The 22,765-nt window shown below is 66.9% G+C and carries 18 protein-coding genes; 8 read left to right on the forward strand and 10 right to left on the reverse strand.

Going from position 1 to position 22,765, the window contains the following annotated elements:
* The first annotated feature begins 55 nt into the window (after positions 1–55).
* From ABR323_RS08730 to ABR323_RS08740, 3 genes are read left to right on the forward strand one after another with little or no spacing between them, the layout of a single operon-like run.
* On the forward strand, positions 56–1,219 hold the full coding sequence (locus ABR323_RS08730) for an isovaleryl-CoA dehydrogenase (RefSeq protein ID WP_135271954.1): 1,164 nt from the start codon (positions 56–58) through the stop codon (positions 1,217–1,219).
* A gap of 10 nt (positions 1,220–1,229) precedes the next feature.
* Positions 1,230–2,840, forward strand: coding sequence for a carboxyl transferase domain-containing protein (locus tag ABR323_RS08735; protein WP_439448995.1), 1,611 nt, complete (start codon positions 1,230–1,232; stop codon positions 2,838–2,840).
* An 8-nt stretch (positions 2,841–2,848) separates the two neighbouring features.
* A complete protein-coding gene (locus ABR323_RS08740) occupies positions 2,849–4,849 on the forward strand; it encodes an acetyl-CoA carboxylase biotin carboxylase subunit (RefSeq protein WP_439448996.1) in 2,001 nt (666 codons plus the stop codon).
* Positions 4,850–4,966: 117 nt separating this feature from the next.
* On the opposite strand, the gene ABR323_RS08745 is transcribed toward ABR323_RS08740, so the two are convergent.
* On the reverse strand, positions 4,967–6,157 hold the full coding sequence (locus ABR323_RS08745) for a putative peptide maturation dehydrogenase (protein WP_439448997.1): 1,191 nt from the start codon (positions 6,155–6,157) through the stop codon (positions 4,967–4,969).
* Between the two features lie 120 nt (positions 6,158–6,277).
* Between ABR323_RS08745 and ABR323_RS08750 the strand changes: the two genes are divergently transcribed.
* Positions 6,278–6,565: an NHLP-related RiPP peptide gene (locus tag ABR323_RS08750; RefSeq protein WP_439448998.1), complete on the forward strand. Its 288-nt coding sequence runs from the start codon at positions 6,278–6,280 to the stop codon at positions 6,563–6,565.
* A 4-nt stretch (positions 6,566–6,569) separates the two neighbouring features.
* Here ABR323_RS08750 and ABR323_RS08755 read toward each other — a convergent pair whose 3' ends face one another.
* The 4 genes from ABR323_RS08755 to aceB all read right to left on the reverse strand — a co-directional run bounded on the left by ABR323_RS08755 (position 6,570) and on the right by aceB (position 13,562).
* On the reverse strand, positions 6,570–9,086 hold the full coding sequence (locus ABR323_RS08755) for a putative peptide modification system cyclase (RefSeq protein WP_439448999.1): 2,517 nt from the start codon (positions 9,084–9,086) through the stop codon (positions 6,570–6,572).
* Between the two features lie 15 nt (positions 9,087–9,101).
* Positions 9,102–10,151: a diguanylate cyclase domain-containing protein gene (locus ABR323_RS08760; RefSeq protein WP_439449000.1), complete on the reverse strand. Its 1,050-nt coding sequence runs from the start codon at positions 10,149–10,151 to the stop codon at positions 9,102–9,104.
* Positions 10,152–10,557: 406 nt separating this feature from the next.
* Positions 10,558–11,859, reverse strand: a complete 1,302-nt coding sequence (gene aceA / locus ABR323_RS08765) for an isocitrate lyase (RefSeq protein WP_439449001.1) — start codon at positions 11,857–11,859, stop codon at positions 10,558–10,560.
* 65 nt (positions 11,860–11,924) lie between these two features.
* Complete coding sequence (gene aceB / locus ABR323_RS08770; RefSeq protein ID WP_439449002.1) at positions 11,925–13,562, reverse strand: malate synthase A; 1,638 nt, start codon at positions 13,560–13,562, stop codon at positions 11,925–11,927.
* A 110-nt stretch (positions 13,563–13,672) separates the two neighbouring features.
* Between aceB and ABR323_RS08775 the strand changes: the two genes are divergently transcribed.
* On the forward strand, positions 13,673–14,641 hold the full coding sequence (locus tag ABR323_RS08775) for a LysR family transcriptional regulator (protein WP_439449003.1): 969 nt from the start codon (positions 13,673–13,675) through the stop codon (positions 14,639–14,641).
* Positions 14,642–15,008: 367 nt separating this feature from the next.
* The gene (locus ABR323_RS08780; protein ID WP_439449004.1) at positions 15,009–15,917 is read left to right on the forward strand and encodes a LysR substrate-binding domain-containing protein; all 909 of its coding nucleotides are present in this window, start codon (positions 15,009–15,011) and stop codon (positions 15,915–15,917) included.
* Positions 15,918–16,034: 117 nt separating this feature from the next.
* Here ABR323_RS08780 and ABR323_RS08785 read toward each other — a convergent pair whose 3' ends face one another.
* Positions 16,035–17,291, reverse strand: a complete 1,257-nt coding sequence (locus ABR323_RS08785) for an MFS transporter (protein ID WP_439449005.1) — start codon at positions 17,289–17,291, stop codon at positions 16,035–16,037.
* A 124-nt stretch (positions 17,292–17,415) separates the two neighbouring features.
* Positions 17,416–18,042, reverse strand: coding sequence for a signal peptidase I (gene lepB / locus ABR323_RS08790; RefSeq protein ID WP_135271943.1), 627 nt, complete (start codon positions 18,040–18,042; stop codon positions 17,416–17,418).
* Positions 18,043–18,319: 277 nt separating this feature from the next.
* On the opposite strand from lepB, the gene ABR323_RS08795 reads away from it, so the two are divergent.
* Together ABR323_RS08795 and ABR323_RS08800 are read left to right on the forward strand one after the other, a co-directional pair.
* Positions 18,320–18,721 carry a hypothetical protein gene (locus ABR323_RS08795; RefSeq protein WP_439449006.1) on the forward strand — a complete coding sequence of 134 codons (402 nt, stop codon included), beginning with the start codon at positions 18,320–18,322 and terminating at the stop codon, positions 18,719–18,721.
* A gap of 3 nt (positions 18,722–18,724) precedes the next feature.
* Complete coding sequence (locus ABR323_RS08800) at positions 18,725–19,171, forward strand: 3-dehydroquinate dehydratase (RefSeq protein ID WP_135271941.1); 447 nt, start codon at positions 18,725–18,727, stop codon at positions 19,169–19,171.
* Between the two features lie 155 nt (positions 19,172–19,326).
* Here the strand turns inward: ABR323_RS08800 and dcp are convergent, their stop codons facing one another.
* From dcp to arfB, 3 genes are all read right to left on the reverse strand, one after another.
* On the reverse strand, positions 19,327–21,483 hold the full coding sequence (gene dcp, locus ABR323_RS08805; protein WP_439449007.1) for a peptidyl-dipeptidase Dcp: 2,157 nt from the start codon (positions 21,481–21,483) through the stop codon (positions 19,327–19,329).
* Between the two features lie 111 nt (positions 21,484–21,594).
* A complete protein-coding gene (locus tag ABR323_RS08810; RefSeq protein ID WP_439449008.1) occupies positions 21,595–22,197 on the reverse strand; it encodes a lysophospholipid acyltransferase family protein in 603 nt (200 codons plus the stop codon).
* A gap of 4 nt (positions 22,198–22,201) precedes the next feature.
* Positions 22,202–22,633 carry an alternative ribosome rescue aminoacyl-tRNA hydrolase ArfB gene (arfB, locus tag ABR323_RS08815; RefSeq protein ID WP_004135621.1) on the reverse strand — a complete coding sequence of 144 codons (432 nt, stop codon included), beginning with the start codon at positions 22,631–22,633 and terminating at the stop codon, positions 22,202–22,204.
* Positions 22,634–22,765: the final 132 nt, after the last annotated feature.

Here is a 22,765-nt window from a genome sequence, read left to right on the forward strand (position 1 = left end):
TCCGCTCCCCGCCGGGTGCGTCCATTCCCTGCAGTCCCGTCGTGGAGCCACCGCAATGCACGTGCCATCCCTGAACTTCGACCTTGGCGAAGACATCGACCTGCTGCGCCAGAGCGTGGCCCATTTTGCCGCCGCCGAGGTCGCACCGCTGGCCGCCGAGGCCGATGCCACCAACCAGTTCCCGCTGGCCCTGTGGCCGAAGCTGGGCGAACAGGGCCTGCTTGGCCTCACCGTGGAAGAAGAATACGGCGGCACCGGCATGGGCTACCTGGCCCACGTTGTGGCGATGGAAGAAATCTCGCGTGCCTCCGGCGGCATCGGCCTGTCCTATGGCGCGCACTCCAACCTGTGCGTGAACCAGCTGCGCAAGAACGGCAACGAAGCGCAGAAGCAGCGCTTCCTGCCGGGCCTGTGCAACGGCAGCCTGATCGGCGCGCTGGCGATGAGCGAGCCGGGTGCCGGTTCGGACGTGGTGTCGATGAAGCTGCGCGCCGACAAGCGCGGCGACCGCTACGTGCTCAACGGCAACAAGATGTGGATCACCAACGGCCCCGATGCCGACGTGCTGGTGGTCTATGCCAAGACCGATGCGCAGGCAGGTGCCAAGGGCATCACCGCGTTCCTGGTCGAAAAGGGTATGAAGGGTTTCTCCACCGCGCAGAAGCTGGACAAGCTGGGCATGCGCTCCTCGCCCACCTGCGAGCTGGTGTTCCAGGACTGCGAAGTACCCGAAGAAAACGTGCTGGGCCAGGTCGGTGGCGGCGTGCGCGTGCTGATGTCCGGCCTGGACTACGAGCGCGTGGTGCTGTCCGGTGGTCCGCTGGGCCTGATGGCCGCCGCCATGGACGTGGTGATGCCGTACGTGCACGAGCGCCACCAGTTCGGTGAGGCGATCGGCAGCTTCCAGCTGATCCAGGGCAAGATCGCCGACATGTACGTGGGCCTCGGCGCCTGCCGTGCGTATGTCTATGCCGTGGCGCGCGCCTGCGACCAGGGCCGCACCACCCGCCAGGACGCCGCCGGTGCCATCCTGTACGCCGCCGAGAAGGCCACCTGGCTGACCGGCCAGGCGATCCAGATCCTGGGCGGCAACGGCTACATCAACGAATACCCGACCGGCCGTTTGTGGCGCGACGCCAAGCTGTATGAAATCGGCGCCGGCACCTCGGAGATCCGCCGCATGCTGATCGGCCGCGAACTGTTCCAGCGCACCCTGTAAGGCCACCGCGATGACCGTCCTGAACAGCCAGCTGCAACCGGGCAGCGAAACCTTTGAAAGCAACCGCGCGGCGATGCAGGCCGTGATTGATGACCTGCACGCCACCCTCGCCCGCACCGCGCTGGGCGGTAGCGAGGCGGCACGTGCCAAGCACACCGCGCGCGGCAAGCTGCTGGTGCGCGACCGCATCGATGCGCTGCTCGACCCGGGCAGCGCGTTCCTGGAAATCGCGCCGCTGGCCGCACACGGCATGTACGAAGATGCCGTGCCTGCCGCCGGCGTGGTGGCCGGCATCGGCCGCGTGAGTGGCGTCGAATGCGTGATCGTGGCCAACGACGCCACGGTCAAGGGCGGCACCTACTACCCGATGACGGTGAAGAAGCACCTGCGCGCGCAGGAGATTGCCGAGCAGAACCACCTGCCGTGCATCTACCTGGTCGATTCCGGTGGCGCGTTCCTGCCGCTGCAGGACGAAGTCTTCCCCGACCGAGATCATTTCGGCCGCATCTTCTACAACCAGGCCAACCTGTCCGCGCAGGGCATTCCGCAGATCGCCTGCGTGATGGGCAGCTGCACCGCCGGTGGCGCCTACGTGCCGGCGATGAGCGACGAGACCGTGATCGTGCGCGAACAAGGCACGATCTTCCTCGGCGGCCCGCCGCTGGTGAAGGCCGCCACCGGTGAAGTGGTGACCGCCGAAGAACTGGGCGGTGCCGACGTGCACACGCGCATCTCCGGCGTAGCCGACCACATGGCCGACAACGACCTGCAGGCGCTGGCACGGGTTCGCGCGATCATCGCCCAGCTCAACTGGCGCAAGCCGGAACCGGCGATGGCGGTGCAGGCCTCCGAAGAACCGCTGCTGCCGGCGCACGACCTGTACGGGGTGATCCCGGCCGATACGCGCAAGCCCTACGACGTGCGCGAAGTGATCGCGCGGCTGGTCGATGGTTCGCGCTTTGACGAGTTCAAGCCGCGCTATGGCGCAACGCTGGTCACCGGCTTCGCGCATCTGAACGGCTACCCGATCGGCATCATCGCCAACAACGGCATCCTGTTCTCGGAGTCGGCACTGAAGGGCGCGCACTTCATCGAACTGTGCACCCAGCGCAACATTCCGCTGGTGTTCCTGCAGAACATCACCGGCTTCATGGTCGGCCGCAAGTACGAACAGGGCGGCATCGCCAAGGACGGGGCCAAGCTGGTGATGGCCGTGGCCTGCGCCAAGGTGCCCAAGTTCACCGTTGTGATCGGTGGTTCGTTCGGCGCCGGCAACTACGGCATGTGCGGCCGCGCCTATTCGCCCAATTTCCTCTGGATGTGGCCGAACGCGCGCATCGGCGTGATGGGCGGCGAACAGGCCGCCAGCGTGCTGGCCACGGTCAAGCGCGATGGCATCGAAGCCAAGGGCGGCCAATGGCCGGCGGCGGAAGAAGATGCGTTCAAGGCGCCGATCCGCGACCAGTTCGAGCAGCAGGGCCACCCTTACTACGCCAGCGCGCGCCTGTGGGACGACGGCGTGATCGATCCGGCCGACACCCGCCGCGTGCTGGCCCTGGCCCTTTCCGCCAGCCTCAACGCCGCCCCGCAGCAGACGCGCTTCGGCGTGTTCCGCATGTAACCCGTGCCATGACCGAGTCTGTTGCCATGTTCAGCAAGATCCTGATCGCCAATCGTGGCGAGATCGCCTGCCGCGTCATCGCTACCTGCCGCCGCCTTGGCATCGCTACTGTGGCGGTGTATTCCGATGCCGACCGCAACGCGCGCCACGTGCGCCTGGCCGACGAAGCCATCCATATCGGCGCTGCTGCTGCGCGCGAGAGCTACCTGCGCGGCGATGCCCTGCTCGACGCCGCACGCCTTACCGGCGCGCAGGCGATCCACCCCGGCTACGGCTTCCTGTCCGAGAACGCCGACTTCGCCGATGCCTGCGCAGCGGCTGGCATCACCTTCATCGGCCCGCCGGCCAGCGCCATCCGCGCAATGGGCGACAAGAGCGCGGCCAAGGCGCTGATGGCCAAGGCCGGCGTACCGCTGACGCCGGGCTACCACGGTGACCAGCAGGCGCCGGACTTCCTGCGCACGCAGGCCGACGGCATCGGCTACCCGGTGCTGATCAAGGCCAGCGCCGGCGGCGGTGGCAAGGGCATGCGCAAGGTCGAACGCAGCGAGGACTTCGTCGATGCACTGGCCAGCTGCCAGCGCGAGGCGGCCTCGGCGTTCGGCAATGACCACGTGCTGGTCGAGAAATACGTCGAGCGCCCGCGCCACATCGAGATCCAGGTGTTCGGCGACAGCCACGGTGATGCGGTCTACCTGTTCGAGCGCGACTGCTCGGTGCAGCGCCGCCACCAGAAGGTGCTGGAAGAAGCCCCGGCGCCGGGCATGAGCGCGGAACGCCGCGCGGCGATGGGCAAGGCCGCGGTCGATGCCGCGCGCGCGGTGGGCTACGTCGGAGCCGGCACGGTGGAATTCATTGCCGGCCCGGATGGCGATTTCTACTTCATGGAAATGAACACCCGCCTGCAGGTCGAGCACCCGGTGACCGAGTACATCACCGGCACCGATCTGGTGGAGTGGCAGCTGCGCGTGGCCTCGGGCCAACCGCTGCCGCTGCGCCAGGAGCAGCTGGCGATCCATGGCCATGCGATCGAAGCGCGCCTGTATGCCGAGGATGCCGACCGTGGCTTCCTGCCGTCCACCGGTACCCTGCGTCGTCTGCGCCTGCCCACGCCGTCGGCGAACGTGCGCGTGGATTCCGGCGTGGAGGAAGGCGACAGCATCACCCCGTACTACGACCCGATGATCGCCAAGCTGATCGTCTGGGACGTGGACCGCGACGCCGCACTGCGCCGCATGAGCCAGGCCCTGGCCGATTGCCAGGTGGTGGGCGTAACCACCAATGCCGGCTTCCTGCGCCGGCTGGTGAACACCGAGTCGTTCACGCATGCCAAGCTGGATACCGCACTGATCGAACGCGAACAGGCGGCGTTGAGCGCGGTGGGCGACAGCGATGATGCCTTGTGGCTGCTGGCCGCCGTGGCCGCTGCCGCAAGCACTGCACGTGCGAGCGCCGACGCCCGCGACCCGCATTCGCCGTGGCAGGCACAGGACGGCTGGCGCCTTGGCGCGTCCGCGCCGCGCGTGCTGCCGCTGCAGCAGGGCGAACGCAAGCACGCGCTGAAGGTGTGGGCGCAGGCCGATGGCTGGCGCGTGCAGCGCGATGACACCGCGCCGGTGCAGGTGATCGGCACGGCCGATGCGCAGCGCCTGTCGGTGCAGTTGGACGGCCGCCGCTGGCAGCTGCAGCTGCTGCGCGAGGGCGACCAGCTGTACCTGTTCGGTGCCGACGGCCAGCACCGCTTCACCCTGCACGATCCTGTGGGCGAATCGGACCACGCCGTGGCCGATGCCGGCAGCCTGCTGGCGCCGATGCCGGGCAGGATCGTGGCCACGCTGGTCGCCGCCGGTACCGAGGTCAAGCGCGGTACGCCGCTGGTGGTGCTGGAAGCAATGAAGATGGAGCACACGCTGCAGGCACCGGCGGACGGCACGGTGAAGGGGTACCGCGCCAAGGCCGGTGACCAGGTCGGCGACGGTGCGGTGCTGGTGGACTTCGAGGCGGAATGACGGCCGTAGCGCCCGTCAGCGGTGCCTTCACCCACCAGGCAGGGCAACAGCCCGGCGGGTGTGGACCCAGGTCCGCATCCGCCCGCCGCAGGCCATGAACGCGCAGAGCCAAGGCCGTCAGCGTTGCGGGGTGCCGTTCCCTGGCGGCCGTGGTGCCGGCCACACACGGCCGATCGGATCCAGTTCGGCGGTGGTCATCGCACCTGCGCGCCAACCAAGGCCACACACGGCCAACGCGCCTTCGGTCATCGCCTGCAGGCCAAACGCGCGCTCGGCTTCGAGCTCATTGATGGCCGCCGTTACGAACGCACCGAGTCCCTGCGCAGTGGCGGCGCTGTAGAGCGCCTGCGAGACGTGCCCGGCATCCAGCGTGACCGCGCGGTAGGCCTTGGCATGCCCGCGATACTTCCAGTAACTGCGTTCGAAACGGCAGACCAGGACGAGCAGAACGTGCGCATCGGCGAACCAGTCCTGTCCCGCCAGCAACCTCAGGCAGAACCCGGGTAGATCGCCCGGTTGCGTCGGCAGCGGCGCCAGCTCATGCGCAACGGCGTGGTAGTGGTACAGCCCTGCTGCCAGCCCCTCTACATGGCGCACGACCACGTAGGCTTCCAAGGGGTGCAGGCTTCCGGCGGAGGGTACGTTCTTCTTCAGAAAGCGCACGCCCGGGTCGGTCTCCACCTGCGCCTGTGCCATCAGCACCTGCTGCAGCAGACGGGCCAGCAGCGGCAGCGGCAACGCACGCCCCGTGTCGAAATTGCGGCAGGTGGCACGTGCCTGCAGCTGCGCCTGCATCGGGTCATCCCCGCAGCGCGGCAACGCGCGTGCTCCTTCCCGGCGCGGTGGCGCCTCGGCAGGCGGCGCGCCGAAGCTGCGCACCAGATCCTGTGCGGTCACCAGCTGGCTGCGCTGCATGTCGCCCAGACTGTCCACGCCATCCCAGCGCGAATGCTGGTAGTGCAGCGCCGACAATGGCCACCAGTGACTGTCGCGTACCTGCTGCTCGATCGCCAGGGCCTGCGCGTGGGCCGGATCATCGCTGACCAGCAACCCCAGTTCCAGCAGCGTCAGGACATCAGCGCGCGCCTGCGGATCCGAAGGAAGCGGCTGCCATTGCTCGGCGCTGCACTGGAGCAGCCACATGCAGCTTGCTGCATCGATCACACGCGGTTCCCGCAGGTGCGCGGCACGGACCTGCAGCGAACGCTCGAAATCAACGCCGGTGCCGCCACCCAGTACGCCAGCCAGGTCGAACCTGGGGCGCTCGATCGGCTCCACCATCATCATCAGGCAACGGCGGAAATTCATGTGGATCTGTCATCCCAGGGCCTGCAGGGTCGACGATCATAGCGCGCGGCCTGCAGGCAGCCATCAACTCCCCTGTACGGCAGCCGATACTTGTACTTTCCCACCTTCTGGTAGTGCCCCATGTCTGCATCACCCCTTTCCGCCGACGTCGTCCAGCAGCTGCTGGAGCGCTTGTCCCACGACGATGACTTCCGCGTAGCCTTCAGTGCCGACCCGGGCAAGGCCCTGCTGGCGCTGGGTGCCGACGAAGCGACCGTGCGTGCCTGCCGCGCGCCGCTGGCGACGCTGGGGGGCAAGCAGGAGTTCGCCGAGGCGGCCTCGCGCATGAGCAGCCTGCTGAGCGCACGCGCGGCCTTCAACGTGCCGTTCCTGTTCGAGGACGGCCTGCCCGGCCTGAAGCACGATTGATCGATCAGGGCGCTACCGGCGCGCCTGTGCCAGCGGCGACGGTTGTGCTTTTCTGGAGGGCCAGCCGCTGCGCGTCCATGACGTTCAGCGGCAGCAGCGCGTAGTCGCCGATGCTTTCGGCGAAGGCCAGGCCCGCATGACGCTGCAGCCAATGCGCCTGCCGAACGGCAGCATCGTGGTCGCCGCATGCACGCAGCAGGTCCAGCTGCAACACCCGCCACTGGAACAGGCTTGCATCGGGTTGCTGGGCCAGCAGTGACTGCGCGCGTGCCAACTTGCCCTGGTCGAACGCGATACGCGCCTGCAACAGGTTCCACAGTTCGCGCAGGCGAGGATCACCATCCAGCTCGGGCAGGGCCTGCAGCGCGTCCTGCCGATTGGTCACCACGGACGCCTGTCCGGCACGTACGGCGTGGTAGGCCGTCGCCAGGGCAATGAATGCGTTGCGGCGCGCCGGCGCCGGCTGGCTGCGATCGATGGCCGCCAATGCCCGGTCCAGTACCTGCTGGTACTGCTGTTCCACAGCCGGGGCACCGGCTTGCCTGCGCCACGCCAATGCCTGCAGGGCCAGGATGTCGCACATGCCGCCACGCGTTCTGCACTGCGACGCCAGCTGCTGCATGTCAGCGGCCGCTTCGGTCCTGCGATCCTGCATCGCCAGCACCGCCGCGCGCTCCATGCGCGTGCCAAGCCCGAGCGGCGCCATGGCTTCGAAACTGGCGTTGGCTGCAGCGAAATCGCCGGTCAGTGCTGCCAGCACCGGCTCCATGCCGTCGCCATTCCAGCCCGGATGCAACCGGGCGCCCCGCAGCGCGGCATCGGCGGCGCCCGTCTCTCCGCGTGCCAGCTGGATCCGTGCGACGAACGCCAGCACCAAGGCGCGACGCGAGTGCTGGCGGCCAAGCAATGGCTGGGCAGCTGCCAGGGCACCGTCATAGTCCCCCTGCGCAAACAGCACCAGTGCGTAGTTCATCCAGCCCGCCGGATCATCCGGATACAGCTCGGTCAGCATCCGCCACTTGTCGGCGATGCGTGCCGGCGGCGCCCCTTCAAAATCGGCCGCCCAGGCATCCAGATACAGCTGGTCGCGCGCGGTCAGGTGCGCGCGCTGGCTGACGGCCTTCTGGTACAGCGCCGCGGCCTGCTCCAGATTGCCCTTGGCATGCTGGATGTTCATCTGCCCGACGTAGGCAAAGGCGAAGGCAGGATCCAGCCGGGTCGCCTGCTCGAAGAACATCAGCGCATCGTCGTAGCGCGCAGCGGCCGTCGCATCGACGCCCTTGGCATAGGCATGCAGTGCATCCAGATTGGCGGTGGCCACGGTAGGCAACGGTCGCTGGTCAGCGCCGACGTCGCGCAGCGCTTCACCAAGGTCGGTGCGCAGCGCGGCAACCACGTGATCGGTCGAGGCGAGGATCGAATCCAACCCCCGGCCGTCGGCATAGCGCGTGTAAACGGTCTGCCCGCTGCGCGGATCCACGACTTCGACACTGACCCGCACCTTGCCGTTGAGCTCCAGCACACTGGGGATCAGTACAGCACGCACCCCATCGCGCAACGCAACCTCGATGGCCAGCCTGCGGTCCAGCCGCGCCTGCGGCGGACGCTGCATCAGCTGCAGGGTGTCGCGCACCTTCAGCTCGCTGAGGATGTTGACGAAACGCGACTGCCCCAGGCTGATGTACAGCGCCTGCTCCAGGCTGCTGTCCAGCTGGGGATAAGCCGTGGTGTTGTGCACCGCCGCCACGATCACCCAGTCGCGTTCGGCGAAGGCGATGGCCGGTGCCGGCCGCAGCAGTGTCCACAGCAGCACGCACAGGGCCAGCGCCAGCGCCACTTCCGTCACCAGTGCCGCCGGGCGCTGCCACAGCGGGAGATCGCGCCATGCCTTTTCACCGGAACGTGGCCGACGCAGCGGCGCGCTGCCGCGCAGGCCGACTTCGAAGACTTCCTGGCGTTCACTGATGCCTTTGAAACGCCACCGCCCGTGGTCCTTCCAACGCAGTTCGTCGGCGGCCCAAGGCAGCTCACTGCTGGCCCGGCGCGCCATCTTCTCGGCCGTCGACGAGAGCAGCACCTGACCCGGCCAGGCGAGCTGCATCAGGCGAGCGGCCATCGGCTTGGCCAGACCTTCCACTTCCACCGGCTTGGCGCCATGCGCCATCGCCTCGGCGCTGTTGTTCCACAGCAGCACGTCGCCGACATGCAGCCCGGCCCGCGCCCGCAGTACGATGCCGCGCTCACGGCCCAGCGAATCCACGGCACTCTGGTAGGCCAGCGCGAATCCAACACCGTCGATGGTGCGCTCGAACAGCATGAACAACCCGTCGGAACGATCAATCAACTGCCCGTTCCAGCGCTGCTGCAACCCCAGTACCAGGCGATCGTGCTGCTGGAACAGTTCGGCTGCGGCTATGTCGCCGATGCTTTCGACCAACTGCAGCGAATCGCACAGGTCAGTGAACAGCAGCGCCCGTAACAGAGGGCTCTGCAGTGGCGTAGGTTCCTGCTGAATGTCCATTGCCACCTCCTGTGGTCATTGTCCGTGGTCGGGATCGGGATCTGGACCCCAGCGCAGGCAGTTCCCGCCCGCGCGCTTGGCGCGGTACAGCGCGCGATCGGCGCACGCATACCATTCACTCCAGCCCGCCTCCGGCTGCAGCAGGCAGGCGCCGATACTGACCAGGCTCACGTGTGGCGTAGCGTGATTGCGCTCGATCAGGCCGTGTACGGCAGCCAGGATGAACTCCGCCGCATGCTGCACAAGGTCATGATCACCGCGGCGCAACAGCAGGCAGAACTCATCGCCGCCCAAGCGGCAGGCAAGATCGTGCTCCCCGGCCATCGAACGCAGGATGTTGCCCATGCTCTGCAGCACACGGTCTCCGGCCTGGTGCCCGTGCCGATCGTTGATCTGCTTGAAACGGTCACAGTCGATCAAGAGCAGCGCCTGTGGCTGGTCGTCCTGCTGCGCACGGCATTCCTGCAGATACAGCGTCAATCCACGCCGGTTGTGCAGACCGGTCAGCTCATCGGTGCGCACCAGCTCACGGGTATGGGTCAGCTGGTGGGTGGTGATGTAAAGATTGTCGAGTGCGGTTTCCAGATCATGGTTGCGTCGACGCAACTGGCTGATCAGGGCCTGCTCATTGGTCAGCACGCGCATGATCGTGCGCCGTAGGAAGTGCGAAACCAGCCCGGGATCGATGTCGACCAGTTGCTGGAAATCAGTCGGGCCCAGCTCCAGCACTTCGCAGTCGAACAGCGCGCGCGCTCCGGCACTGCGCAGGTGATCACCGACCAACAGGCCAAGCTCCCCGAAGAACTCACGCTGACCCAACGTCTTGATCACCAGGTCCTCGCCGAAATCCAGTTCGATCTGGCCCTCGAGGATCACATACATCCGCTCGCCGCGGTGCCCACGCTGGAAAATCCACTGTCCGGCACGGAACTTGCATCGGCGGGCGAATTTAGCGAACAATTCGACCTCGGCCTCCGAAAGCAGCGCATGCACGACCTCGGCCATCGCCACTTGGGCGATACCTGTCGTTGCGTCAACGTTCTCGGCCGCACCCCTGCCGGTCATTCCCTGCACCTGCCGCCAGCGTCCCCTGGTGAGCCGCGGAGCATAGCACCGCTTTAAAGTGTGCGCCCTATCTCATTTTTAATGCGCCAACGATCTTGCCTGATGTGAAGATGCGTGCTGCCGTTCTGGTCATGGGTGTCCGCGCAAAAGTCCTGCCGGATCAATCCGATGGCTGTCTTCACGAGGGTTCGGCCAAGTTGCTGGCAGGCAGGGTGCGCCTGATTGACGCTGCCTGCTTACGACGCGATTGCATCGATACAACAACGCCGGCAGGTCCCCCGACCGGCCGGCGTTGTCTGGCCCTTCCCTGGCCACCCTGATCGTTGGTAGTACCGGCCGCTGGCCGGCAACCTGCCGATGTTCCCGGACTCCACGTGGTTGCCGGCCTGCGGCCGGCACTACCGCATCACGCAGCGCGCTCGCTGCGCCCGCCATGGAACTGTTCTTCCTCGGTTGAACCGGTCAGCGCCGTGGTCGACGACTGGCCCTGCTGGATCGCCTGGGTCACTGCATCGAAGTAGCCGGTGCCGACCTCGCGCTGGTGCTTGACCGCAGTGAAGCCGCGCTCGGCCGCTTCGAACTCGGCTTCCTGCAGTTCCACGAAGGCACTCATCTGGCGGCGCGCATAGCCGTGGGCCAGGTTGAACATGCCGTAGTTCAGTGCGTGGAAGCCGGCCAGGGTGATGAACTGGAACTTGTAGCCGTAGCTGCCCAGCTCCTTCTGGAACCTGGCGATGGTGGCGTCGTCCAGATTCTTCTTCCAGTTGAAGCTGGGCGAGCAGTTGTAGGCCAGCAGCTTGCCCGGGAACTTCGCGTGGATCGCCTCGGCGAATTTCCGTGCGAATTCCAGGTCCGGCTTGCCGGTCTCGCACCACACCAGGTCGGCATAGGGCGCATAGGCCAAGCCACGGCTGATCGCCTGGTCCAGGCCGTTGCGGGTCTTGTAGAAGCCTTCGATGGTACGTTCGCCGGTGGCGAACGGCGTGTCGTTGGCGTCGATGTCGCTGGTCAGCAGGTCTGCGGCCTCGGCATCGGTGCGCGCCACCAGCAGCGTCGGCACACCCAGCACATCGGCGGCCAGGCGCGCAGCGTTGAGCTTCTCGATCGCCTCGCGGGTCGGCACCAGCACCTTGCCGCCCATGTGGCCGCACTTCTTCACCGACGCCAGCTGGTCCTCGAAGTGCACGCCGGCGGCACCGGCCTCGATCATCGCCTTCATCAGTTCGAACGCGTTGAGCACGCCGCCAAAACCGGCTTCTGCATCGGCCACGATCGGCTGCAGGAAATCGATGTCGTCCTTGCCTTCGGCGTGGTGCAGCTGGTCGGCGCGCAGCAGCGTGTTGTTGATGCGCTTGACCACCGCCGGCACCGAGTCGGCCGGGTACAGCGACTGGTCCGGATACATCTGGCCGGCCAGATTGGCGTCGGCCGCCACCTGCCAGCCGGACAGGTAGATCGCCTTCAGGCCGGCTTTCACCTGCTGCATTGCCTGGTTGCCGGTCAGCGCACCCAGCGCGTTGACGAACTCGCGCTCATGCAGCGACGCCCACAGCTTCTCTGCGCCCAGCCGGGCCAGCGAATGCTCGATGTGGACGGTGCCGCGCAGGCGCACCACGTCGGCGGCGCTGTAGTTGCGCTGGATGCCTTCCCAACGCGGATTGGTGTCCCAGTCGTGCTGGATCTGTTCGGCAGTGGGCAGCTTGCTCATGTCTTTCTCCAGTTCGGTTCGTGCGTGCAGCGGGGAGGGAAACGGCGTGGAAACGCGGGCGGCAGTCAATCGATGCGCGCGTAGGCCGGCAGGGTCAGGAAATCGGTCAGTTCTTCGCTGCGGCTCAGATCGCCGAGCAGGGCGATGGCCTCGCCGATGCGTGCGCCACCGGGCAACGCGGCGGTATCGCCCAACCGCGCCGGCAGCTGCGCCAGAGAGGCATCGAGCAGGGCCAGGTCGATCGCGGTGCCATCGTCCAGTTGCTGGCCCGGCGTGTGCAGCCACTGCCACAGCTGGCTGCGGCTGATCTCGGCGGTGGCCGCGTCCTCCATCAGGTGATGGATCGGCACGCAGCCATTGCCATCCAGCCACGCCGCCAGATAGCGCACGCAGACTTCCACGTTGCCTTCGAAGCCAGCGCGGGTGATGGTGCCCGGCGGCCGCGCGATCAGTTCGTCGCGGCCTGCACGCACATCCTGGCGCAGCACGCTGTGCTGGTTCGCACCGGGCATGTGTTCGTCGAAGATCGCCATTGCCACCGGAATCAGCGCCGGATGCGCAACCCAGGTGCCGTCGTGGCCAGCACTGACTTCGCGCAGCTTGTCGGCGCGCACGCGGGCCATCGCCTGTTCGTTGGCGGCGGCATCGTTGTTGATCGGAATCTGCGCGGCCATGCCGCCCATCGCATGCGCACCACGGCGGTGGCAGGTCTGGATCAGCAGCTCCGAATACGCCTTCAGGAACGGCTGGGTCATGGTCACCTGGCCGCGTTCGGGCAGCACGCGGTCGGCGTGGCGACGGAAGGTCTTCAGGTACGAGAAGATGTAATCCCAGCGGCCGCAGTTGAGGCCGACGATGCGGTCACGCAGCGCGTGCAGGATCTCGTCCATCTCGAACACGGCCGGCAGCGTTTCGATCAGCACGGTCACCTTGATCTGGCCGTGCGGCAGGCCGAGCATGCCTTCGATGTGCGACAGCGCGGTCTCCCACAGCGCCGCTTCTTCCATGCTCTGCAGCTTGGGCAGGTAGAAATACGGACCGCGGTCCTTGCTCTGCAGGGTGCGGGCGTTGTGGAAGGCGAACACCGCCGCGTCGAACAGGCCGCCAGCGATGAACTGGCCATCGATGCGCACGTGCTTCTCGTCCAGGTGCCAGCCGCGCGGCCGCACGATCAGCACCGCCTGTTCGTCGAACGGGCGCAGGGTGTAGTGCTTGCCGGCCTTCCCGTTGGATGCCGGTGCGGTGTACTCGAGATCGCCACGGACCGCAGCGGCCAGCGACTGCTGACCGGCCAGCAGGTTGCGCCAGGTCGGCGAGGTCGAATCTTCGAAGTCGGCCATGAACACCTTGGCGCCGGAGTTCAGCGCGTTGATGACCATCTTCGGATCGGTCGGGCCGGTGATCTCGACACGGCGGTCCTGCAGCACGGCCGGCAGCGGGGCGACGGTCCAGTCGCCGCTGCGAATCGCGATGGTGTCTTCGCGGAAGTCCGGCAGGCCGCCCTTGTCGAAGAACGCCTGGCGTTCGCGTCGTGCCTGCAGCCGTGCCTGCCGGCCCGGTTCCACTGCGCGGTGCAGCGACACCAGCAGGGCCAGCAGCGGCGCCGGCAGCACGGTGTCCTGGCCGGCCACGCGGGTCGCCAGGGCGATACCGGGGGTGGCCTTGGAGGCGGGAGTGGGAACAGCGGAAGCGACGGCGGACATGGGGCGACTCCAGCGGTGGGGGAACGCCTCCACGGTGCCGCCGGGCCTGAGTATTTGGCAAAACAGTTTTTGCAATGTTCTACATAAGTTGTGCTAATACTCATGAAATGATGAGCACACGTGCCCCGCCAAGTCCTCGTTTTTCCTACAAATCCGACCGGCTGAAGCCGCTACGCGCGTTCTGCCAGACCGTGCGCCTGGGCTCGGTCTCACGGGCGGCTGAGGCGCTTTTCGTCAGCCAGCCGGCCATCAGCCTGCAGTTGCAGGCGCTGGAACGGGAGCTGGGCGTGCCGCTGTTCGAGCGCAGCGGACGCCGCCTGGTGCCCAGCCGCGAGGGCCAGCTGCTGTATGAAATGGCGCAGCCGCTGGTGGAAAACCTGGACGGGCTGGAGGCGCGGTTCCGCGACAAGGTGCGCGGCCTGGATGCGGGCGAGCTGAACATCGCCGCCAACAGCTCGACCATCCTGTACCTGCTGCCAAAGATCGTCGAACGCTTCCGCCTGCACCACCCCGACGTGCGCCTGACCCTGCACAACGCAATCAGCGCCGATGGCACCGACCTGCTGCGCGAAGATGCGGCCGACCTGGCGATTGGCTCGATGACCGATGTGCCGGCCGACCTGACCTACGCCCCGGCCTACCGCTTCGAGCAGGTACTGATCGCCCCGCACGACCACCCGCTGGCCAGCGGCGGCGAACTGGAACTGGCCGACATCGCCCGCTACCCGCTGGTGCTACCGCCGAAGCGGCAGATCACCTACCGCCTGGTCGACCAGGTGTTCCAGCGCCACCGCATTGCCTACACCGTGGCGTTGGAAGTGGGTGGTTGGGAGGTGATCAAGCAATACGTGGCGATGGGCATGGGTATCTCCATCGTGCCGGCGCTGTGCCTGAACGAGGCCGACCACGAGCGGCTGGCGGCGCGCTCGATGAAGCGCTGGTTCCCCGAGCGGAGTTACGGGGTGATCGTGCGCCGCGGCAAGGCGTTGTCGGCGCAGGCGCGGGCGTTCATCGAGCTGATCCAGCCGGAGTTGTTCAGTCCGCGCGACTACGACCAGAGCGGGCATTCGGAGCGGTAAGGGGTGTTCGGCAGGGCTGCGCCCTGCACCTGCCGAATCAACGTCAACGGCAACGGCAACAGCGGGCATTCCGTAGATGGCGGGGCGGTGTGGGTGGGCAGGACACGCCGTAAACCCCGCTCCGCGGTCCGGCCCAGCCGCTGGCGGCTGTGCGTTCGGGCGCTTGCGAAGCAGTGCTTCGCAAGCAAAGCGCCCTCACCCATGGGGGCTCGATGGCGCCATCCATGGCGCCAACGGTCCTGCCCACCCACACCGCCCCGCCTCTGACAGATCCCCGCGATCTGTCGGGGTCGGATCCCGTTGCTGCGCAACGGGCTCTGACCCCATCTCTGATTCATTTCCGGCTGACGATGAATAAACTGGCCCCATGTCCATCGAACTTCGCCACCTGCGTTACTTCCTTGCCGTTGCCGATACGCTGCACTTCGGACAGGCGGCGGAGCGGCTGGGCATGTCGCAGCCGCCACTAAGCCAGCAGATCCGCCAGTTGGAAGACCTGATCGGTGCACGCCTGTTCGTGCGCAGCCACCGCCGTGTGCAGCTGACGCCTGCGGGCGAGCTGCTGCAGGAACGTGCACGCGCCATCGTGCAGCAGGTGGAAGTGGCGGTGGACGAAGTGCAGCGCGCACAGCGCGGTGAGCAGGGTGAGCTGCGTATCGGCCTGACCCGCGCCACGCCGCTGTCACCGCAGATTCCGCGTTCGATCCTGCGCTACCGCCAGCAATACCCGCAGGTGCAACTGCAGCTGAGCGAGATGAACACCCTGCAGCAGATCGATGCGCTGCTCGATGGCAGCCTGGACGTGGGCATCATCCGCAAGCGTGCGTTGCCACCGGAACTGGTGGCGCACAGCCTGTTCGTCGACCCGCTGGCGTTGATCGTGCATGCCGATCACCCTGCCCTGCACAGGCTTTCGAAACAGGGCACGCTGTCGCTGCGCGACTTCGCGCAGGAGCCGTTCGTGGCCTTCCGCCGCAGCGCGGGCGCGGGCATCCATGACCACATGATTGCGCTGTGCGCGGCGGCGGGATTCACTCCACGCATCGTGCAGGAGGCCGGCGAAGCGTCGACCCTGATCAGTCTGGCAGCTGCAGGTCTGGGTGCAGCGATCCTGCCGTCGTCATGCGACCACATCCAGGTAGAGGGAGCGCGCTTCGTGGCGATGGCCGATGCCGGCGCGCATTCGGAAGTGCAGCTGGCGTGGCACCGCGAGGGGGTGACGCCGTTGATCCGTAATTTCGCCGGATTGCTGCGCGGGGCGTTCGCGGGCGGGTAATGCGGCCGACCAGGCAGCTTTGGTAGACGCCAACCTTGGTTGGCCGCCCTGCCAGAGCGCCGACCAAGGTCGGCATCTACCAGAGCAACGCCGTGCCCGTGCGGAACGCGCGTCGGGTCACGCCGTCACCGGCTGCGGGGCGCGCTGCTGCAGGGCCCAGATGATGCCGCCACCGAGCAGGGTCAGCACGCCGGTGAACAGGCACACGCCCAGCCAATCCCACGCGGCATAGGCCAGACCACCCACGGCGCCGAGTACGCTGCTGCCCAGGTAGTAGGAGAACAGGTACAGCGCCGAGGCCTCGGCACGCATCGTGCCGGCGCGGCTGCCGACCCAGCTGCTGGCCACCGAATGACCGCCGAAGAATCCGAACGTGACCAGCGCGATGCCCAGTGCCATCGTGGTCAGCCACGGCATTGCCAGCAGCGCGATGCCGGCGCCGATCAGCGCGAATGAGATCGACAGGATGCGGCCGCGGCCATAGCGCGTGGCCTGCTGGCCCATCCATGCCGAACTGAAGGTGCCCACCAGGTACACGCTGAAGATCAGGCCGACCACGGTCTGGCTGAGGCGGTACGGCGGCGCCAGCAGGTGGTAGCCCAGGTAGTTGTAGAGGGTGACGAACACCCCCATCAGCACGAACGAGGTGGCGAACAGCCACGGCAGGCCGGGGTCGGCGAACAGCGTGCGCCAGCGCGACGGCAACTGGCGCAGGCCTTCGCGGCGGGGATGGAAATGGCGCGACGGCGGCAGCTGCAGCCACAGCAGCACGGTACTGGCGATGGCGATGATCGAGACCACGCCAATGCCCCAGCGCCAGCCCCAGTGGTCGGCGATGATGCCGGCCAGCAGGCGTCCGCTCATGCCACCAATGGCATTGCCGCCGATGTACAGGCCCATCGCCAGGCCCAGCGCGCGGCTGTCCATTTCCTCGACCAGGTAGGTCATCGCCACTGCCGGCACGCCGCTCAGTGCCAGGCCGAGCAGGGTGCGCAGCACCAGCAGCGTGGTCCAGTCATCCACCAGCGCGGTGCTCAACGACAGCATGGCCGAGGCCAGCAGCGCAGCGATCATCAACGGACGGCGACCCACCGCATCGGACAGCAGGCCAGCCAGCAGCATCGCCACGGCCAGGGTGCCGGTGGTCAGCGACAGCGACATCGCGCTGCCGGCGGCAGAGACACCGAAGTGACGGCTGAACTCGGGCAGCAGCGGCTGCACCGTGTACAGCAGGCCAAAGGTGGAGAAGCCGGCCAGGAACAGCGCCAGTGCGGTGCGGCGAAAGGCCGGTGTGCCTTGTTGGATGCGCGTCTCGACGCGGGGGTCGACAGTGTGGAGGCGGCGCTCGACGGCCGCCGTGGTTTCGCCAGTCATGGGATCGATGGGCCGGTGGGGACGGCCGGGCGTGGGAGAGGACGGGCCCCAGACTAGGCCCGTCGATCCAGTCGATCCATAACCCGATAAGTCAGGATTGATACTTTTGAAGTATCAATTCAGCTTACAGGCGCTGCCACTCGAAGCCGTCGCCACGGCGGTAGTACACCGCCACGGCGCGGCCATAGACCTTGCCGGCGTCGACGAAGCCGAAGAAGCGACCGTCGAAGCTGTTGCCGCGGTGATCACCCAGCACCAGCACCTTGCCGTCGGGCACCACCAGGTCGGCGATGTCCGGACCACCGCCCATGTCCAGGTCGAGGCTGGCCTGGCGCTGACCGAAGGCTTCCACGTCCTGCAGGTCGGCGATCTGCAGCGGCTGGCCATTGATGCTCAGATGGCCTTCGCGCAGCTGCACATGATCACCGGCCACTGCAGCCACGCGCTTGATCAGGCGGGTGCCATCGGCCGGCGAATCGAACACCGCCACTTCGCCGCGCTGCGGGGTGCCGGTCGCCATCAGTTCCTTGCCGGTGAACGGCAGGCGCAGGCCGTAGGCACGCATGTCCACCACCACCCGGTCACCGGGCTGCAGCGTCGGCTGCATTGAACCGCTGGGCACCACGTAGTGGTTGGCCAGGGTATCGCGAGCGGCGGCGAGCAGGCCCAGCATCACCAGCAAGGGCAGCGCCTCCTTCTTCAGCCAGGCAAGTGCGCGTTCGGAAAACGGGGGGCGGGCTACAGCATCCATGACAGGCTCCGGGTTGGTGATAGACGTATCAGACCACATCCGGGCCGAAGAGGTTCCCGCGCCGGCATCCTGTGCAGCCGAGGCCACGCTCGGCTGCCATTCCGTAGCGTCGAACGTGCTCGACTCTACAAAGAGCAAGCCGGGCATGGCCCGGCGCTACCCATGCCGGGGTTACGCAGGTTTTACGCGCGCCCCCGGCAACGGGCATCGCACCTTTACGGGCACCACGCGCATCGTGTGCCCACCGCGCCGCAGGGCGCATTCCGCAAGGTGTTGTATGACCCTCCTGGTGATCCGCCACGCGTCTCCGTCGGCGCCGCGCCCGCAGTTGCCGGCGCAGCTGTCCGGCCATCGCGTGCTGTGCAGCGACTGCGCCAGTCTGTCCGAAGTCCGCCAGTGCCTGTGCCAGCCGCAGGCGCGCTCGGCCGACTGGGTACTGCTGGATGTGGGTGCAGCCGACGAGGCGCAATGGCAGGCCGAGGGCGGTGCACTGCAGGCGGCATTGGAACGACTGCCTGCGCAGTACATCGAACTGCAGGCGCCCAGCGAACGTGGCCTGGATGCACGCCTGCGCCTGCAGCATGGTCCCGCTGCGGTGGTGGTGGACCAGCGCAGCCAGCAGGCCGGCTACCCGCTGTCGCTGGCCATCGTCGGCCGCCGTCTGGCGCAGGAGGGCTGAGCCATGTCGATCTTCATCATCCGTGGCCCGGAAGCGGCCGGTGAGCTGATCCGCACCGCGATGCCACTGCCGGCACCGGTACTGAAGTCGCTGGTGCACCGTGCGATCGACGCCGGGACCAGCGTAGCGATCCGTGCCTGCGGTTCGGAACAGGAACTGCTGGATGCGCTGCGCGTGGCCGATCACAGCCGCGGCGAGGTAACGCTGCTCGATCCAGGCGCGTGTGCCAACAGCCTGCGCCTGCAGCGGCTGCTGCCTTACCTGCACAACGCCTACGTGGAAGTGCATGACGACGGCGCGGTGGCCGAGCCGTGCCTGCCGGCCGGGGTCGGCCAGCGCCTGGGCATCGCCGCCGGTTACGGCGCGCAGAGCTATGTGCTGGCGCTGGACATCGCGCTGGACCACCTCGGGCTGGCCGAGCAGGCGAACCGGGTGCATGTGGGCACGTAAAGCGCTTGTGTAGCGTCGAGCCATGCTCAACTGGCTTTTCCGCCTTTGTAGAGCCGAGCCCATGCTCGGCTGCCTTTCCAGGAAACATCAGTCGAGCGTGGGCTCGGCTCTACAGAAAGAAAAACGGCGGGGTTTCCCCCGCCGTTTTCGCTTTCTTATTTCAGCCCGCGGAACTTCAGCAGCGGCTCCACCGACGGGTCCTTGCCGCGGAAATCGCGGTACAGGGTCGACAGCTCCACGCTGTTGCCGCGCGAAAGGATCTTGTCGCGGAACTCCTGGCCGTTGGCCGCGGTCAGGCCACCGTGTTCGGTGAACCACTGGTAAGCGTCGTGGTCGAGAACTTCGGCCCAGAAGTAGGCGTAATAACCGGCCGAGTAACCGCCACCCCAGATGTGGTCGAAGTAGGTGGTGCGGTAACGCGGCGGCACCTGCGGCAGGTCGACCTTGAACTTCTTCAGCGCGCTGGCTTCAAAGGCGCCGACATCCTGCAGCGGCGCATCGGCCTTCTGCGTGTGCCAGGCCAGGTCCAGCAGTGCGGCCGACAGGTACTCGGTGGTCGCATAACCCTGGTTGAAGCTGCGTGCCTTGAGGATCTTGTCGACCAGTTCCTGCGGCATCGCCTCGCCGGTCTTGTAGTGCTTGGCGTAGTTGGCGAACACCTTCGGATCCAGCGCCCAATGCTCGTTGAACTGCGACGGGAACTCGACGAAGTCACGCGAGGTGGCGGTGCCGGCGATCGACGGGTACTTCACGTTCGAGAACATGCCATGCAGTGCGTGGCCGAACTCATGGAACATCGTGGTGACGTCGTCGAAGCTGATCAGCGCAGGCTGGCCGGCGGCCGGCTTGGTGAAGTTGCAGACGTTGTAGACCACCGGCTTGGCACCGGTCAGGCCATCCTGTTCGACGAACACGTCCATCCAGGCGCCGCCGGACTTGGTGTCACGCTTGAAGTAGTCGGTGTAGAACAGGGCCAGCGACGTGCCGTCCTTGTCGAACACTTCGTACACCTTCATGTCCGGGTTGTAGGTCGGAATATCGGTGCGCGGCTTGAAGGTGATGCCGTACAGCTGGGTGGCGGCGTAGAAGACGCCGTTCTGCAGCACGTTGTCCAGTTCGAAGTACGGCTTGACCTGCGACTCGTCCAGATCGTACTTGGCCTTGCGCACCTGTTCGGCGTAGAAGTCCCAATCGGACGCGGCAACCTGGAAGCCGCCCTTCTGCGCATCGATCACCTTCTGGATCTCGCCGGCTTCGGCACGTGCCTTGGCAGTGGCGGCCGGCACGGTGTCGGTCAGCAGCTTCAGCGCGGCCGCCGGCGTCTTGGCCATCTGGTCGCCCAGCTGGTAGTCGGCGAAGGTGTCGAAGCCGAGCAGCTTGGCCTTCTGCGCACGCAGCTGGGCCAGGCGCTGCACGGTCTGCCGGGTGTCGTTGGCATCGCCACGCTCGGCACGGGTTTCCGAAGCCTTCAGTACGGCCGCACGCTGGTCACGGTCGGTCAGCGAGCCGAGCACCGGCTGTTGGGTGGTGTTCTGCAGCGGCAGCAGGAACTTGCCATCCAGCTTGCGGTCCTTGGCGGCGGACGCAGCGTTGTTGATCGCGTTGTCGTCCAGGCCGGCCAGCTTGGCCTTGTCGTCAACAACCACGGCAGCGGCAGCAGTAGCGGCCACCAGGCGGGTGTGGAACTGGGTGGAGAGGGTGGTCTCTTCCACATTGAGCTTGCGCAGACTGGCCTTGTCGGCGTCGGACAGCTGTGCACCGGCGCGCACCAGGCCGTCGTAGTAATGCTCGACCAGGCGCTTCTGCACCGGGTCCAGCTGCAGCGTGTCACGCTGGTCGTACAGCGACTTCACGCGCGCGAACAGCTTCGGGTCGAGGTTGATCTCGTCCTGGTGCGCGGCCAGCTTGGGTGCGATGTCTTCCTGGATCTTCTGGCGCGCTTCGGTGCCATCGGCCTGGACCAGGCCGAAGAAGATGCGCGACACGCGGTTCAGCGTCTCGCCGCTGCGCTCCATCGCCACCAGGGTGTTGTCGAAGGTGGCCGGCTCGGGGTTGTCGGCGATCTTGCGGACATCGACCAGGTGCTGGCGCATGCCTTCTTCGAAGGCCGGCAGGTAGTCGCTGTCCTTGATCTTGTCGAACTGCGGCGCCTGGAACGGCAGCGTGCTGGCGCTCAGCAGCGGGTTGGTGGACGCTTCGGCCGGCTGCTGGGCCGGGGCTTTCTGGGCTTCGGACACGGGGGTGGACTCCTTGCCGGAACAGGCCGCCAGCGCCAGGCTGATGGCGGCGGCCAGGACTACGGTACGCGACATGTAAAACGCTCCTTGGGCGGACGGTATGGGATACCAGCCGTCCACCCTACTCCTGTCGCGCGCGCCCGGCATGTGCCGGACGTGGCGTCTAGGCAGCGGCGCGCGGCCGGCTCAGACCGTGCCGCGGGTCTTGCCGATCCAGGGCCGGTAGAACTCGCGGATGGCGGCCATGTCGGCGGCGTCATCGCCAGTCGGGGTGAACACCGGACCGATGCCGATGATCTTCTCCGGGTAGTGGAAGTACGCCGCCAGAATCGGCACGTCGGCCATGCGCGCGATCTTCAGGAAACCGGCCTTCCAGTCCTTCACCGCCTTGCGCGTGCCCTCGGGGGTGATGGCGAACCACATCTTCTCGTTGTTGCGCAGCAGGTCCACCGCCTGGCCCACCGTGCCCTGCGGCGAACTGCGATCGAGCGGGATCACGCCCAGCTTGTGCAGCAGCGGGCCCAGCGGCCACCAGAACAGCGACGCCTTGCCCAGCACCTTCACCTTCATGCCCAGCGCGATCTTGGCCGCCATGCCCCACAGGCCGTCCCAGTTGGACGAATGCGGGGCGATGATGAAGACCAGCCTGGGAATGTCAGGCAGGGTACCTGTCACCTTCCAGCCACCCATGCGCAGGGTGCAGCGCGCCAGCCAGCGCAGGAAGGCGTTGGGTTTGACCTGCGGCATCTGCGGCGGCACGGCCGGCAGCAACGAAGTCGGGTTGTTCAAGCAATCACTCCCAGTCACGTGATGAGCGCCCGCGCTTGACCTGCGCGCGCCCGCGTTTGGCGTCCAGACGACGCAGTTTCGACCCGAGGGTCGGCTTGGTGGCCTTGCGTGGCTTGGGCACGTGCAGCCCCGCCTGGATGAAGGCCGCCAGCCGATCGCGCGCATCCTCGCGATTGCGATCCTGGGTCCGGAAACGTTGCGCATCGATGACCAGCACGCCTTCGCCGGTCATGCGCCGGTCGCGCCGCGCCAGCAGGCGTTCGCGCAACGGCTCGGGCAACGAGGGCGAGCCGGCCACATCGAAACGCAGTTCCACCGCGGTGGAGACCTTGTTGACGTTCTGGCCGCCGGCACCACTGGCACGCACGAACCGCTCGACGATCTCGCCGTCGGGGATTTCAAGCTGCGCGCTGATGGTGACCGGTCCACTGCCCATCCGCGCATTGTAGCGGCAGCCACGCGACGGAGTGCGTCATTGCGCACCGTATGCCGCCGATCAGGTACCGAACACGCCGCCTTCGCCTTGGCTGCCGGTATGCTGGCCGTCCCATGTACTGCAGGAAGCCCC

Origin of the sequence: Stenotrophomonas sp. ATs4, from assembly GCF_051861585.1 — a bacterium.
Classification (GTDB): domain Bacteria; phylum Pseudomonadota; class Gammaproteobacteria; order Xanthomonadales; family Xanthomonadaceae; genus Stenotrophomonas; species Stenotrophomonas maltophilia_AS.

Excerpts from the sequence above, each read along its gene's own strand:
- ABR323_RS08730 (WP_135271954.1), top strand. The coding sequence starts at position 56 with ATGCACGTGCCATCCCTGAACTTCGACCTTGGCGAAGACATCGACCTG.
- ABR323_RS08735 (WP_439448995.1), top strand. The coding sequence starts at position 1,230 with ATGACCGTCCTGAACAGCCAGCTGCAACCGGGCAGCGAAACCTTTGAA.
- ABR323_RS08740 (WP_439448996.1), top strand. The coding sequence starts at position 2,849 with ATGACCGAGTCTGTTGCCATGTTCAGCAAGATCCTGATCGCCAATCGT.
- ABR323_RS08745 (WP_439448997.1), bottom strand. The coding sequence starts at position 6,157 with ATGAATTTCCGCCGTTGCCTGATGATGATGGTGGAGCCGATCGAGCGC.
- ABR323_RS08750 (WP_439448998.1), top strand. The coding sequence starts at position 6,278 with ATGTCTGCATCACCCCTTTCCGCCGACGTCGTCCAGCAGCTGCTGGAG.
- ABR323_RS08755 (WP_439448999.1), bottom strand. The coding sequence starts at position 9,086 with ATGGACATTCAGCAGGAACCTACGCCACTGCAGAGCCCTCTGTTACGG.
- ABR323_RS08760 (WP_439449000.1), bottom strand. The coding sequence starts at position 10,151 with ATGACCGGCAGGGGTGCGGCCGAGAACGTTGACGCAACGACAGGTATC.
- aceA (WP_439449001.1), bottom strand. The coding sequence starts at position 11,859 with ATGAGCAAGCTGCCCACTGCCGAACAGATCCAGCACGACTGGGACACC.
- aceB (WP_439449002.1), bottom strand. The coding sequence starts at position 13,562 with ATGTCCGCCGTCGCTTCCGCTGTTCCCACTCCCGCCTCCAAGGCCACC.
- ABR323_RS08775 (WP_439449003.1), top strand. The coding sequence starts at position 13,673 with ATGAGCACACGTGCCCCGCCAAGTCCTCGTTTTTCCTACAAATCCGAC.
- ABR323_RS08780 (WP_439449004.1), top strand. The coding sequence starts at position 15,009 with ATGTCCATCGAACTTCGCCACCTGCGTTACTTCCTTGCCGTTGCCGAT.
- ABR323_RS08785 (WP_439449005.1), bottom strand. The coding sequence starts at position 17,291 with ATGACTGGCGAAACCACGGCGGCCGTCGAGCGCCGCCTCCACACTGTC.
- lepB (WP_135271943.1), bottom strand. The coding sequence starts at position 18,042 with ATGGATGCTGTAGCCCGCCCCCCGTTTTCCGAACGCGCACTTGCCTGG.
- ABR323_RS08795 (WP_439449006.1), top strand. The coding sequence starts at position 18,320 with ATGACCCTCCTGGTGATCCGCCACGCGTCTCCGTCGGCGCCGCGCCCG.
- ABR323_RS08800 (WP_135271941.1), top strand. The coding sequence starts at position 18,725 with ATGTCGATCTTCATCATCCGTGGCCCGGAAGCGGCCGGTGAGCTGATC.
- dcp (WP_439449007.1), bottom strand. The coding sequence starts at position 21,483 with ATGTCGCGTACCGTAGTCCTGGCCGCCGCCATCAGCCTGGCGCTGGCG.
- arfB (WP_004135621.1), bottom strand. The coding sequence starts at position 22,633 with ATGGGCAGTGGACCGGTCACCATCAGCGCGCAGCTTGAAATCCCCGAC.